The sequence below is a fragment of the Enterococcus canis NBRC 100695 genome, from assembly GCF_001544375.1.
Classification (GTDB): domain Bacteria; phylum Bacillota; class Bacilli; order Lactobacillales; family Enterococcaceae; genus Enterococcus_H; species Enterococcus_H canis.
Genome location: NZ_BCQJ01000002.1, coordinates 130803 through 144784 on the forward strand (window position 1 = coordinate 130803; position 13982 = coordinate 144784).

General features: G+C 43.3%; 16 protein-coding genes and 1 riboswitch. Of the genes, 3 read left to right on the forward strand and 13 right to left on the reverse strand.

Going from position 1 to position 13982, the window contains the following annotated elements:
- Positions 1-58 precede the first annotated feature (58 nt).
- A complete protein-coding gene (locus tag ECA01S_RS03975) occupies positions 59-622 on the forward strand; it encodes an NADPH-dependent FMN reductase (protein ID WP_067391463.1) in 564 nt (187 codons plus the stop codon).
- Positions 623-742: 120 nt separating this feature from the next.
- Here the strand turns inward: ECA01S_RS03975 and ECA01S_RS03980 are convergent, their stop codons facing one another.
- From ECA01S_RS03980 to ECA01S_RS04005, 6 genes are all read right to left on the reverse strand, one after another.
- Positions 743-2053 carry a nucleobase:cation symporter-2 family protein gene (locus tag ECA01S_RS03980; protein ID WP_281176634.1) on the reverse strand — a complete coding sequence of 437 codons (1311 nt, stop codon included), beginning with the start codon at positions 2051-2053 and terminating at the stop codon, positions 743-745.
- Positions 2054-2055: 2 nt separating this feature from the next.
- Positions 2056-2637: a xanthine phosphoribosyltransferase gene (locus tag ECA01S_RS03985; RefSeq protein WP_067392242.1), complete on the reverse strand. Its 582-nt coding sequence runs from the start codon at positions 2635-2637 to the stop codon at positions 2056-2058.
- Between the two features lie 62 nt (positions 2638-2699).
- Positions 2700-2797, reverse strand: a riboswitch (purine riboswitch).
- Positions 2798-2905: 108 nt separating this feature from the next.
- A complete protein-coding gene (locus tag ECA01S_RS03990; protein ID WP_067391469.1) occupies positions 2906-3592 on the reverse strand; it encodes a hydrolase in 687 nt (228 codons plus the stop codon).
- A gap of 13 nt (positions 3593-3605) precedes the next feature.
- On the reverse strand, positions 3606-4193 hold the full coding sequence (locus ECA01S_RS03995) for a glycoside hydrolase family 73 protein (protein WP_067391473.1): 588 nt from the start codon (positions 4191-4193) through the stop codon (positions 3606-3608).
- Positions 4193-4936 carry a M15 family metallopeptidase gene (locus ECA01S_RS04000; protein ID WP_067391476.1) on the reverse strand — a complete coding sequence of 248 codons (744 nt, stop codon included), beginning with the start codon at positions 4934-4936 and terminating at the stop codon, positions 4193-4195. Before ECA01S_RS04000 ends, ECA01S_RS03995 begins: the two co-directional genes overlap by 1 nt.
- 9 nt (positions 4937-4945) lie before the next feature.
- Complete coding sequence (locus ECA01S_RS04005) at positions 4946-5458, reverse strand: hypothetical protein (protein ID WP_067391479.1); 513 nt, start codon at positions 5456-5458, stop codon at positions 4946-4948.
- 141 nt (positions 5459-5599) lie between these two features.
- Between ECA01S_RS04005 and ECA01S_RS04010 the strand changes: the two genes are divergently transcribed.
- Positions 5600-6553 (forward strand): Gfo/Idh/MocA family protein, encoded by a 954-nt coding sequence (locus ECA01S_RS04010; RefSeq protein ID WP_169792753.1) that lies wholly within the window; start codon positions 5600-5602, stop codon positions 6551-6553.
- 79 nt (positions 6554-6632) lie between these two features.
- Here the strand turns inward: ECA01S_RS04010 and ECA01S_RS04015 are convergent, their stop codons facing one another.
- Positions 6633-7610, reverse strand: coding sequence for an aromatic acid exporter family protein (locus tag ECA01S_RS04015; protein ID WP_067391482.1), 978 nt, complete (start codon positions 7608-7610; stop codon positions 6633-6635).
- Between the two features lie 118 nt (positions 7611-7728).
- Between ECA01S_RS04015 and ECA01S_RS04020 the strand changes: the two genes are divergently transcribed.
- Complete coding sequence (locus ECA01S_RS04020) at positions 7729-8325, forward strand: FUSC family protein (RefSeq protein ID WP_067391485.1); 597 nt, start codon at positions 7729-7731, stop codon at positions 8323-8325.
- Between the two features lie 38 nt (positions 8326-8363).
- Here ECA01S_RS04020 and ECA01S_RS04025 read toward each other — a convergent pair whose 3' ends face one another.
- From ECA01S_RS04025 to ECA01S_RS04050, 6 genes are all read right to left on the reverse strand, one after another.
- Positions 8364-9494, reverse strand: a complete 1131-nt coding sequence (locus ECA01S_RS04025; RefSeq protein ID WP_067391488.1) for a sodium ion-translocating decarboxylase subunit beta — start codon at positions 9492-9494, stop codon at positions 8364-8366.
- Positions 9495-9506: 12 nt separating this feature from the next.
- Positions 9507-9857 carry a biotin/lipoyl-containing protein gene (locus ECA01S_RS04030; RefSeq protein WP_067391491.1) on the reverse strand — a complete coding sequence of 117 codons (351 nt, stop codon included), beginning with the start codon at positions 9855-9857 and terminating at the stop codon, positions 9507-9509.
- 4 nt (positions 9858-9861) lie between these two features.
- Complete coding sequence (locus ECA01S_RS04035) at positions 9862-10137, reverse strand: OadG family protein (protein WP_067391494.1); 276 nt, start codon at positions 10135-10137, stop codon at positions 9862-9864.
- Positions 10134-11528: an oxaloacetate decarboxylase subunit alpha gene (locus tag ECA01S_RS04040; protein WP_067391497.1), complete on the reverse strand. Its 1395-nt coding sequence runs from the start codon at positions 11526-11528 to the stop codon at positions 10134-10136. Before ECA01S_RS04040 ends, ECA01S_RS04035 begins: the two co-directional genes overlap by 4 nt.
- Positions 11529-11800: 272 nt before the next feature.
- Entirely contained in the window at positions 11801-13267 is a 1467-nt protein-coding gene (gene floT, locus ECA01S_RS04045) for a flotillin lipid rafts scaffold protein FloT (RefSeq protein WP_281176645.1), read from the reverse strand.
- A 23-nt stretch (positions 13268-13290) separates the two neighbouring features.
- Positions 13291-13815, reverse strand: a complete 525-nt coding sequence (locus ECA01S_RS04050) for an NfeD family membrane protein (protein WP_067391503.1) — start codon at positions 13813-13815, stop codon at positions 13291-13293.
- Positions 13816-13982: the final 167 nt, after the last annotated feature.

Genomic DNA, 13982 nt, shown 5'->3' on the forward strand with positions numbered 1-13982 from the left:
CATACAATAATTATGTGCAAATTGCACCTAAATTACCAAAGAAAAGAGTCGATTAACGATGAAAAAAATTGGCATTATTTTAGGCACCAACCGGCCCACAAGAATTGGGCCAGATGTGGCGGCGTGGGTCAAGAAAACCCTGGCTCATGAGAAGCTGACATTAGATATTATTGATTTAGCTAAAATTAAATTACCTTTTTTAGATGAACCAGAAATACCAGCCAAAGGTCACTATCAGCAAGAGCATACTAAAAAATGGCGCGATTTGATTTTACAATATGATGGGTTTGTTCTCGTGTTTCCACAATACAATTGGGGCTATCCGGCTGTTTTGAAAAATGCCCTGGATTATTTATATGCAGAATGGGCCCACAAGCCAGTCAGTATTATGGTATATGGCAATCACGGCGGTTTTCAAGGGCTGATTGCCATGAAACTTGTCACGCAGGGACTGAATATGTACAACATGGCGGTAAATCCACCTTTAAACATTCGCAAAGAAATGTTTAATGAGCAGGGGCAATTTATTGATATTGAAGAAGCTTTTCAACCAGTGGCTCCCCAAGTCAAACTAGTTTCTGAAGAATTTTTACAGCTGTTTGCTGCTTATAAAGAAGAGTAAAACCAATGGGTTAGGACCTTAATAAGAAGTGCCTCCTCAGGATCATAAAAAATACCGACCGCCAAAAATTAGATTTAATCTAACTTTTGACGATCGGTATAAACGATCTTGAGGAGCCTTTTAATGACTAGCTTCCGCCCATTCAGAGCTATCGGCTTCGTCACCATTCAAGCCATTGAATAGTAGATTCAAGACAATTGCTGTGATACTGCTCATAACGATACCATTACCGGTAAACATTTGGAGTGTTTCTGGCAATTTACTGAACAAACTCGGCATAATGTTGAACCCAAGACCAAAACCAATTGAAACAGCGATGATCAATAGGTTTTTATCATTGGCAAAATTCACTTTAGACAGCATCCGCATTCCTTGCATGGCTACCATCCCAAACATCACCAACATCCCGCCACCTAAAACCGGTTCTGGAATGATTTGTGCAATCGCACCAGCTTTTGGTAATAAGCCCAATGCAATCAAGAAGAAAGCCGAGAAGTAAATCGGACGACGTGTTTTGATGCCGGACAACTGAACCAAGCCGACATTTTGAGAGAAACCAGTGTATGGGAAGGTGTTAAAGATTCCGCCTAATATAACGGCTAAACCTTCAGCACGATAGCCTTTTTTCAAGCGTTCTTCAGTCACTGTTTGCCCTGTGATATCACCTAAGGCAAAGTAAACGCCGGTTGATTCCACCATGCTGACGATGGAGATAACGATCATTAACGCGATTGAAGATAAATCAAAGGTTGGTGTACCAAAATAGAAAGGTTGGGGAACATGGAACCACATAGCCTCTCCAACTGGTGCCAGACTCACATGCCCTAAGATGGCGGCTAAAGTCGTCCCACCTACCAAACCAATCAAAACCGCAATCGAACGTAAGAATCCACGCCCGAAGACTTGAATCAAAATAATCAAGGCAATCGTCACAAAGGCTAATAACAAACTTTCAGGATCACCAAAGCTTGCAGCAGTAGCGTCCCCGCCACCCATTTTGGTGACCGCAACTGGAATCAGTGTTAAACCAATGACTGTAATCACTGTACCAGTTACTAGTGGTGGAAACAGCTTTTTAATTTTAGAAAAGAAACCGGCAATCAATACTACGAAAATACCAGAAGCAATGATGGAACCATAGATTGCGCCGACACCCTTCTCAGAGCCAATAGCAATCAGTGGCGCGACAGCTTGAATCGCACAGCCTAAAACAACTGGCAGTCCAATCCCAAAGAAACGATTGACCGTTAATTGTAATAAAGTCGCAACCCCACACATAAAAATATCAATAGAGATCAAGTAAGTCATTTGTTCAGAATTGAAATTCAATCCCGTTCCGATCAGCAAAGGTACCGCAACGGCCCCTGCATACATTGCTAATAAATGTTGCAGTCCTAAGACCGCGGCTTTTCCATTTTTTTCTTCCTTCACGCTTAAGCGTCCTCCTCTGTGAATGTCACCTGACTATCCCCAAGAGAACTGATCCGTGCTAATGAAACAACCCGCATGCCCATGTCTTCCAATAATTGACGACCATCTTGGAAGGCTTTTTCAATCACGATTCCAATACCTGAGACCTCAGCACCCGCTTGACGACATAATTCAATCAAGCCCTTCGCTGCCTGGCCGTTTGCTAAGAAATCATCAATGATCAATACGTTATCCGCATCTGATAAGAATTTGCGGGAAATTGAAATCGTACTGGTCACTTGTTTCGTGAAAGAATAGACAGAAGCTGTCAACAGCTCTTCATCCATGGTTAAGCTTTTGGCTTTGCGCGCAAAAATCATCGGTACTCCTAAAGCTTTTGCGGCAAATAAGGCTGGGGCGATTCCTGAAGCTTCAATGGTCACGACTTTCGTGATGCCTTCATTGGCAAAAACTTCAGCAAACCGTTCACCGATTTGTTCCATTAATACAGGGTCCACTTGGTGGGTGACAAAACTATCTACTTTCAAGACTCCCTCGCCTAATACACGGCCATCTTGTTGAATGCGTTCTACTAATTCTTTCATATGATTCACTCCTAAATTAGATTGTGGATACAAAAAAACCTTCTTGCCATAAGCAAAAAGGTACAACTGTCCTTTTTGCTTATAGTCCGACATTTACGGTGTCGGGTAGAGACAGTCAACCATATTATGACCATATATAAGCGGCGCGAGCGATGCTCGTCAGGTGATTTGAATAGTTCTATTATCCACATTATTATTAAAAAAGCAAGGAAATGAAACCCCTTGCTTCGTAAGAATTTCCTAATATTCCATTCTTATTTTTTCGTTTTTATTCGGCTTCTCGCTCTTGTTTCCGATATTTTTCCATTTTTTTGCTAAAAAGCTCGCCATTTGATGGTGGTGTATAGGTAATGGCATTGGCGCCCGCCTCAATCGTCTCTAGAATTGATTCTTCAGTTGGGCCGCCCGTTGCAATAATCGGCAGATCTGGATATTTTTCGCGAAAATGTTTCACTGTTTTCGCCGTATCTTTACCGGCACTAATGTTAATGATCCGAACGCCAGCCTCTAATTTTTCATCAATCGGTGTATAGATGGAGGTCACAGTACTGATTACGGGAATGTCCACTACCTGACAGACATCGCGAACCGTATCAAGAGAGGTAGGTCCATTTAAGACAACGCCTAGAGAACCTTGTGATTCAGCAAAAAGACTCATGTAAACAGACCGGATTCCTTGAGTTAGACCACCGCCAACACCGGAAAAGACCGGAATATCAGCCGCTTGGATGATACTTTGGGTAATGGCCGGGTGTGGCGTGAACGGATAGACAGCAATCACCGCATTGGCATTGGTATTGCGGATGATGGCAATATCTGTCGTAAAAATAATGGAACGAATTTTCTTGCCGAAAATCATGATGCCACTCGCTTTTTGAATGACGGCTGGAACACGCACAATATCTTGGCGTAATTCCGTTGTGATTTCTGGTACCCACTGTTCTTTATCTACCATCTTGTCACTTCCTCTAGTCATATTTATTCAATTGATAGGTCTCGATCACTTCAATTACTTTTTGCGCATAGCCTGGATCAGTAGCATAGCCGGCATCTTGCAAAGCTTGTGCAGCCGCCCGGTAATTATCCGCTGCGATGACCCCTTGATAAAGTTGCGGATTCCAGCTGGTGCCGTTTAAAAACAAATTCGTGTGATCATCCATGGATTCCTCCCATGAATCATACACTCGAAAATCGCCATCAGTCGTAATCCACTCCTCATTCACAAATTCTTGTGTTTTCAAAGAGATTTTTTTTACATCACCATAAGCTTTGATACCAAACAAATTGTTATATTTGCTGGCTAACTGACTTTGCCCCCAGTTGGATTCAAGAATCGCTTGACCAATGATGATACTAGGCAGCACACCATATGCTTCTTGAAGTTCCCGTGCATGAGGAGCAATTCGTTCAATAAATTCTTCTTTTGTGACCTCTTCATTTGTCTGCGCCTCTTCTTTAGGCGCGGCAGCATTTGCCAAGATAAAGATCGAGGCGATAAAGGCAAGACCGACGAGCAAGGTGCTAACCAACAACATAGGATAAGATTTTCTTCTCATTATTTACCTGCTTTTTTTAGTAACTCCAAATACGCCTCCAACGTCAAGTGATGTTCTTCGATATATTTGGCGCTGTCTTTCCCAACATAGCGGAAATGCCAAGGCTCATAATTGATCTTCGTCGTTTTTTCCGCTCCCTCTGGATAGCGGAGAATGAACCCATATTCCCGCGCATGCTGTGCCAGCCATTTAGCGCTGTCTTGCTTGCCATAAGCGGCAGTTAAGACGTCACCGCCTTGATTATACCAAGCATCGTCTACCACGTCGATTGCTAAGCCTGTATGATGCTCACTATGTCCAGGTACCGTGAAGTATTCTTTGGTCTGTTTCGTTGCTTCCGCTTCGTCCACGCCTTGTTGGACCATAATATCGGCAATACTTTGGTTGTAAATTTGTTCTTGATAGGCAACGGAACGGTAAGCTGAGACTAGCATCAAATTATAGCCCGCTTTACTGGCAGCCTCGATCAATTGGTCGTATGGTTCGACGATGCGTTCATCAACTTCCATACCATTTGGCAATGTTGCCAGTTTGACATTATCTTCCTTCAGCGCATTGTCAGGCCCTACTAAAAGTAGTTGCCAATCACTTGTTTTGACATCTGGCAGCGGGTCTTCCTCTGAAGAAGACTGCTGCGTAACTTCAGTTGCTGGCGCGGTGGCTGCCTTCTCTTGTCCAAAAAAGACATAGCCGACTGCACCCAAGACTACTAATACCGATAATATACCTAAAATTCTTTTCAACTTTGATTCCTACTCTTTCACGTACGTTTCCGTTAGATTTTCGTTGACCCAATCTAAAAGCTCAACTTTTGATCCTTCTAGCTGTGGCTGCAATAAGGCAGGTAGCCGGAAGGTAATAATATCGTCATAGCCCCATTCCCCGTAATGAATTGAAACTTTTAAGTCGATTGCACGCAGTTCATCGTTATTTTTTTGCTTTTCCAATTCGATTTGACCGGCACTAGACTGGAGCCATTTTTTCGCTATTTCAGTTTTGATCCGTTGATACTCCGAAACAGCAATGGCCCTTTTCTCTGGAAATAAGACGGTTTGCCGTAAGATTTTTTGGACTAACATCCACTCATAATCCGTAAACAGCATTTTAACTTTCTGCATTTCTTCCCCGCTGAGGGTGCCGCGGCCTTCTTTCCAAAGGTCCCATTTTACGGCATCGAGACCCAAAGCATCTTCTAAAAACTGCTGTTCAGTTTGATAACGTTCAATAATCGCATCTAAAATAATGTCTACTAATACTTGATGCATTTGCTTCCCCTCCATTCCCTTCTATTTTACTGAAAAATTACGAAAAAAGCACCTCTGAGAAAAGTTCTTTCGATTATTTTAATGATTCCGCTTTTTTTCCTAAAAATTTGTTATAATATGGCAGTGAAAGGAGCGATTTTTGTGAAAATCTATCATTGGGGAATTATTGGACTTGGCGAGATCGCGCATCAATTAGCCGAAGTCTTTCATCATGAACAAAGCGAACTGTATGCGGTGGGCTCCCGCTCATTAGAAAAAGCGCAAGCCTTCGCAACACAATATGGCATTCCAAATGCTTTCGGAGACTATGACGAAATGTTAGCTGACGAAGAATTGGATGTTGTTTATGTTGCGGTACCAAACAAACAGCACATTGACTACATCAAAAAGGCCCTGTTGGCAGGCAAACATGTGTTATGTGAAAAAGCCATCACCATGAATCAAGCTGAACTGACGGAGGCTATGGCCTTGGCAGAAGAAAAAGGGTTAGTTTTGGCTGAGGCCATGACGATTTTCAACATGCCTTTATACACTGAATTAAAACGTCAAATTGATTCTGGACGTTTTGGCAAATTGAAAATGATTCAAGCGCCATTTGGTAGCTACAAAGAACCAGACCCAAGCAATCGTTTCTTTAATCCTGATTTAGCAGGTGGCGCATTGCTAGATATCGGGACATATGCAGTGTCCTTTGCACGGACTTTTTTGACCTCGCAACCAGAGGTTATCGCAACCACCATGCTGCCTTTTTCAACAGGTGTCGATGAACAATCCGCCACAATCTTGCGCAATAGCGAAGATGAAATCGCTACTGTTTCACTTAGCTTCCAGGCTAAAATGCCGAAGCTAGGAGTTGTCGCATTTGAAGATGCTTATATCGTCATCGACCAATATCCACGAGCAGATCAAGCTGAGATCTTCTTTAACGATGGCACGACAGAGACAGTTGTTTCTGGAAGTACTAGCGAAGCCATGAATTATGAAGTAGCGAATTTTATTGGTTTCATTGAAGGCGCACCAAATCGTTCCCTCTTCTTGACCCATGATGTTATTACTATTTTGGATCAAATGCAGCAACAGTGGGCAAAAGCCTAAATTTTCTTAATCCTTAAACGACTAGAAAAGGCCTAAAGTCGACATGCTATGTCATGCTGACTTTAGGCTTTTGGCTTGCTTATTTTTTAACGGTTGTTTGAACAAAGCTGACTTTGATTTCAATGAAGTTTTGAAACAATTGCAGCAACTGGAATAAACTGGCTCGAATCTCAAATTCTTCTCGCGTTGTTGGCAATGGTTGCTGCCGATAATCTGCTAGTGTCTCTTGAATCATCGCCTTAAATTCTTGACTATCATTCTCTTCCGCCAAATTTTCTGCAGTGAACAACAACAACTGTTGTAAGTTTTCAATTTGACTGACTTGCAGCTGATCACGCCGAGCTGCCGCCGAGATAAACTGTACAACTTCTACCATATCACGCAATGTATGCATTTGTAATCTGCGCATCTGCAAGTATTCCAAGTAGTAGCTTCCTGATGAGAAAAGCCGATTTTCGGCATGTTGAACGGCCCAATTTTGTGATTCATCAATATACAATAGTAGTTGATCACAGTTTTCTGTCAAATCCACTGGCTCTTCACTTGTTAGACATACCGATAGCCCTCGTAAAATCGTCCGAAATTCACTTTCGATTACTTGCTGGTTTTCCTTCAACCGTTTTTCGACATCCGGCATGTAAAGATTCATCAGCAGCGCAAAGCCCACGCCCAGCCCCATCAGTAAAAACTCATTTAGAATAATCGCCAAGTCCATCCGTTGCTCTACTAAATAGTGGGTCGCCAAAACCGAGCTGACTACGATTCCTTCTGATAAGCCCAGCCGAACTGCTAAAGGAATGAACAATAACAGATACATGCCAAAAGCTAGTGGTGTATAGCCTAACAGATTGAAAACCACTAAACTGACTGCTGTGGCTAATGCTAAAGAAGCTAGTCGTGAAAATCCAGTTATCCAAGACGACCGCTTGGTATTGGTCACCGAAAGTACCGCGATGATGCCGGCTGCAGTTGGATAAAGTAGATGTAATAAATCAGCCACGATATACGCTAACATCGCGCTTAATGCTGTTTTGACGGTTCGTAACCCGATTCTCATTTTCTCACCTCTTCAAAAGAATAACATGTTCTAAAGGAATTTGCCTAAAAGTTTTCTTAATCTCTTTTTGTCATTTTTCAAAAAATTCGTTATCATAGAAGAGAAAGGAGCGATCCTCATGGTTTTTGGAAGATTCCGCCTAGGTATGCGCACAATGAAAACGGCAGTTGCCGTTATGCTCACGATCTTATTATTCCATTTTCTCGACCGCGGCGCGCCGATGATCGCCGCTTTAGCTGCTGTTTTTTCATTACGGCAGGATCTCACCACCAGTGTTTCTTTTGGCAAGTCACGAATTTTAGGCAACAGTTTAGGTGGCGCCCTCAGTATTGTTTATTTTGTAGTACAGCGTTTCTTTGATAACTCCTTTTTAGTGGAGCTTTTACTATTGCCCACCTTAGTGGTAGTGGTGATTGTATTGTCGGACGGCTTGAATAACAATGCGGGTATCATTTCCGCCATCGCGACGATGCTTTTGATTTCTCTCAGCATTCCCCGTGGTGAATCCGTCTATTATGCCTTAGACCGGGTCATTGATACCTTTATCGGAACTTTTATTGCGATTGCACTTAATTTTATCCGACCAAAGCCACCAGAAACCAAGCGTGAAATTGATGAAGATATGAAGGTCCTCGCAAAAAAAGAGGCCGAACTGGCCGCTTTAAAGGAACAGATTCAACAAAAGATCGACCACGAAAAAGCCTCCAAAAGTTAGGTTCCCCTAGCCTTTGGAGGTTTTTTTATTATCCTTATTCAGCTAAAAAATGCCAACAACACGCCGGCTGCTACTGCTGAGCCGATGATTCCCGCAACGTTGGGCCCCATAGCGTGCATCAATAAATAATTGCTTGGATCTTCTTTAATTCCTTCTTTTTGAACCACACGTGCCGCCATGGGCACTGCTGAAACGCCAGCCGCACCAATCATTGGATTGATTTTGCCGCCACTTAATTTGCTCATAAGCTTCCCAAACAAGACACCGGCTGCTGTGCCAACTGAAAACGCGAATAATCCTAAAAAGATGATTTTCAGGGTCTCAACAGAAAGAAACAAATCGCCTTCTGCCTTGGCACCGACTGTGATTCCTAAAATAATCGTAATGATATACATAAAGGAATTTTGCAATACTTCCGTCAGTTTCGGCACGATTTTGGCTTCGCGAATCAAATTGCCCAACATCAGCATGCCAATCAACGTAGTAGCCGATGGCACAATCAAGGCGACGAAAATTGTCGTCACAATGGGGAATAAGATTTTTTCCGTTTGCGAAACTGGGCGCAGCTGCGTCATCTTGATTTTGCGTTCTGCTTCGGTCGTCAACAGTTTGATAATAGGTGGTTGAATAATGGGAACTAAGGCCATATACGAGTACGCCGCCAGCGCAATGATTGACAGCAAGTGTGGCGCAAGGCGGGTTGTCAAATAAATCGCCGTAGGACCATCCGCACCGCCAATGATCCCAATCGAGGCACTTTCAGGACCCGTCATTCCAAGCGCGATCGCCCCAAAGAAAGCTGCGAAAATACCAAATTGTGCCGCTGCTCCTAATAACAAGGTTTTAGGATTCGCAATCAGCGGACCGAAATCCGTTGAAGCTCCTAAACACAAGAAAATGAGCGGTGGATAAATTCCTAAAGTGGTCCCTTGATAAAGATAGTACAACAAGCCTCCTGGTTCACCGCCCTTAGGCTCCCCCATCAGAGCCGCCAAAGGTAGATTCACCAATAAAATACCAAACGCAATGGGAATCAGTAAATAAGGTTCGTATTCCTTTTTGATAGCCAAATAGAGAAAGAGACAGGCTAAGGCAATCATAAACAGATTGTTAAAACTCATGTTCATAAAACCTGAGGTATCAATCATCTGTTGTAATGTATCTAGCATCTGACTCCCTCCCTACATGCTGACGATCGGCTGATTAGATTCCACCGCTTGACTCGCCGTTACGTGAACCGCTGTGATTGTACCATCAGCCGGTGCCACAATTTCATTTTCCATCTTCATCGCTTCTAAAATGGCGATGGTTTGTCCTTTTTGAACCGTGTCGCCCACCTTGACCTTGACTTCTAAAATCGTGCCGGCCATTGGCGCTTCGATCCCAACTTCCCCAACTGTTTTGACAGGTGCCGCCGTAGCTACTGGCGGTGCAGCTGCTGATGCTGGCGTTTGCGGAATCTGATCTGGACTAATTTCTTTGACTTTTACGTGATAGACTTTGCCATTTACATCGATCTCATACGTTTTCATTCTGTCACCTCACTCGTTTGATTTCTACAACTTCATAATGTTTGTCTTGTGCATCTTCATTTGCTAGAACCAATGCCATCAGCATCGCCACATCGCCTTCTTCTCCTAAATCCAGGCTATCTGCGGCTGGTGTATTAGACACTGGCGGTTGAACTGGTGTTGACGGCTGCTTTTTGACCACTTTTGCGATTAAAGTCAACAGGCATGTTAAGCCAATCAAGACCACAAAAACAATTGCCATCGCAACGATGGTTAGTTCGATACTTGCTGTAATGGTCATAGGCTGCCTCCTTTATGAGCAAAAATTCGAATTGGTTGGTTTTCCTCAACTTTTGGTTGATACTTCTTTTCTAAAAATTCTTTCCCTATTTGTGGGAACAAAGCGTATGTTAGAACATCTTCGTCAGTCTTAGCTAGTGTGCCTAATTCTGCCTTCAGTTGCTGAAATTCCGGGGCAATATGATCGGCTGGCCGGTCTGTAATAACGGGTTCTGTCCCTATCAACTGCTGAATAATTTCTGCTGAGATGGGAACTGGCGCTTTGCCATAATGTCCCGAAACATAGCTTTTGATTTCGTTGGAAACCATTTTGTAACGCTCACCAGTCAGCACATTCATGGTAGCTTGTGTCCCTACCATTTGGCTCATGGGTGTTACTAACGGCGGAAAGCCTAAATCTGCTCGCACGCGCGGAACTTCTTTCAATACCTCTTCATAACGATCCACTGCATTGGCCTGCTTCAGTTGCGCGTACATATTGGAAAGCATTCCCCCTGGTACTTGATACAACAAGGCCCGCGGATCTGGCGTCAGCATTTTAGGGTCCAGCAAATTCCCTAGATAATGGTCCTTCACCGGGCGAAAGTGCTCGGCAATTTCTTCCAAGACTTCTAAATTCAAGCCCGTTTCATAGCCCTCTTCAGCAAAAGCAATCGCTAATGATTCCGTAGGTGGCTGGCTGGTCCCGGAACTGAAAGGCGAAATAGCTGTATCAATCACATCGGCACCTGCCCTAATAGCCGCTTGATACGTCAGTTCGGCGATTCCGCTAGTACAGTGGGTATGGATTACTAAAGGTAGCGTTGTCGTTTCTTTCAACGCTTGGACTAATTCCGTAGCTTTAGCTGGTGTAAGGATTCCGGCCATATCTTTGATACAAATAGAATCCGCGCCCATCTCCACATAGGTCGCTACTAGCTCGCGGTAGTATGACAACGTGTGGACTTCACTGATGGTATAAGCAATCGTTAGCTGTGCATGAGCTCCCACTTTTTTTGCCGCGGTCACCGCTGCAACTAAATTGCGCGGATCGTTCAAAGCATCAAAAATTCGGAAGATAGCAACGCCGTTCTCATGCGCCAGCGCCACAAACCGCTCCACCACATCATCGCCATAATGACGGTAGCCTAATAGATTTTGGCCTCTCAGTAGCATTTGCAGCGGTGTTTTAGTCACCTTAGATTTGATTAAGCGTAATCGTTCCCAAGGATCTTCATTCAAATAACGGATACACGCATCAAAGGTCGCACCACCCCAACACTCTAAGGAATGATAACCAGCTTGGTCCATCGTTTTTAAGATGGGTTCCATATCCGCTGTTGTCATACGGGTCGCCATTAGACTTTGGTGGGCATCCCGCAAAACTGTTTCCGTAAATCTAAGTTTTTGCATTGTGTCACTCCTTTCCTTTTCCTGTTATTTTTATTATACCAAAGATTTGAAAACGGTTTACAACTAACCGGGAAAATTGGGCAAATTTTTGTGGATTTTGCTAACTGTTTGAAAAAATTGGCATTTTCTCGATTTTACTCAGCTCTCTCCACAAAAAAATAATCTGAGCCATAACTCGAAAAGTTATGTCCCAGACTATTTATAGCCGAATAAACGGTGGAAGCAGAAGCAACCTCTTTGTGAACGCTCAAACTGATAGCCTGTGCGTCTGTTTATTCCTCTTTTGTCTCTGGTTGTTCCACTGTTACTTGACGAACATTACCCCGTTGTGAGAAATTCTCAATCAATTCTTTCACATCAATTCCAGTGGTTTCTTTTAGCGTTTCTTGTGAACTAGCTAAAAGATTGGTGGCATAGTTAGTAATCCGATTGGCGCCAGAGCCTTCGCCCCCTTGACCTGTATCCACCACTGAGATTTTATCGATATTGCCTAATGGTTGAGCCGCTTCTTTAACCAGCTGTGGCATAATTTCCACAATCATGCTCAAGACAGCCGCTTCGCCGTATTCTTGGAAGGCTTCGGCAATTTTTTGCTTAGCTTCCGCTTCGGCTTTCCCGCGAGCAGAAATGGCATCTGCATCCGCTTGACCGGCAAGTCGAGTTTGATTGGCTTCGGCAGTCGCTAAAGCCTCAATCCGATATTGTTCTGCTTCGGCATCTGCAACTTCCGCCGCTTTCTTGGCTTGCGCTTCTTGTTCTTTGGCATAACGATCCGCATCGGCTTTTTTCTTCACTTCGGAATCATATTGTTTTTCACGACGTGTGATTTCTTTTTCTTCTAATTCGATTTGTTTTTGACGCTCAATGACTTTGACTTCCATTTCCTGCGCCACAACTTCTTGTTGCGCCCGCGCGCTTTCTAAGTTATAAGCTTGGTCAGCCTTCGCCTTCGCCACATCTTGTTCTTCTTTATAAGCGGCTAATTTCAATTCTTTTTCTTTGGCAGCTTCGGCAATTTCCGTTTGACGTTGCAACTCCGCTTGTTGTGATTCTTTTTCTGCTTCGGCTTTTTTGATACGTGTTTCTTTCAAAGCTTCAGCCTCGGCAATATCAGCATCACGCTTCACTTGCGCAATCCGTGGTTTCCCTAAGGAATCCAAGTAGCCGTTTTTGTCTCGTACTTCTTTAATCGTAAAGGAGACGATAATCAGACCCATTTTCGCTAAATCGACACTGGCAACTTCTTGTACACTTTGACTAAATTTGTCGCGGTTTTGATAAATTTCTTCGACTGTCATGGAGCCTAGAATTGAACGCAGATGACCTTCCAAGACTTCACGGGCTTCATTTTCTAACTCTTCCCGTGTCTTCCCTAGAAATTGTTCCGCAGCTGTAGCAATTTCTTCCACAGAAGAACCAATTTTAATGATGGAAGTCCCGTCACACATCACGGGTACCCCTTGTTCTGTATAGACTTCAGGTGTGGAAACATCTAGCTTACTAGACAGTAAGCTAATCCGATTGGAGCGTTGGAAAACGGGTAAAACAAAGGCCCCGCCGCCCCGCACGATTTTAATTTTATTGCCGCCCTCATCTTGATGGACGTTTTTACTACCTAAATAACTCCCACTAATAATCAAGGCCTCGTCTGGTTTCGCTGTTTGATATTTTGATACAAAAACAATTAACAACATCAATAAGACAAATACCACGATTGCGATTGGGATAAGTAACCCCACTGTCACCATTTCCATTCTCCTCTCTATAATTCAAACGTTCCCTTATAAGGAACGACATAACACACACGTTCACGAACTTCGATAATCAATACTTGGCTGCCGCTTTTCGCCTCTTCCTCTTGTGGGGCATAAAAGCTTGCCGGACGGCTCATAGAACCGGTGACACTTTTATACTGAATCTCCCCCATGCCATGTAAAGGAATCGTGGTAATCACGGTGGCAATGGCACCTTCCATAGACTTTTCTGAGATTGAGATAGTCGACTCGGCGTTCCGCATCGGCATCAGCACATAAAAATTCAATAGGAAAACCAATGCACTGGCTAACAACGCCGCCAAAATGAAAATCAGCCAATGGGACCAATCCATTAACGTCTCACCCAAATAACCAAATAATGAAGTGAAGGCGAGCCATGGAATAATCAGCATCGGGTCAAATGGTCCATCAAAATCAAAAATGTCACCAAAGAGGACCAGCAGTACCGCAATAATTGCACAGATAATCAAACAATAAAAATAAACGGTGGTAATAGCTAACCCAAAGATCATAATACCCTCCTTCTTTCTTGTTATAGCTATTGTATCAGTCTTGTATAGGGTTGCATAGTGTCAGTTTTGTTAGATAGTTCATTTTTTCACAGTTTGTATTTTCCCTTCATAAGTATCCTCCTAATAAAATAATCGCAAAAAATTAAGCTGAATTGAACCTGACGACT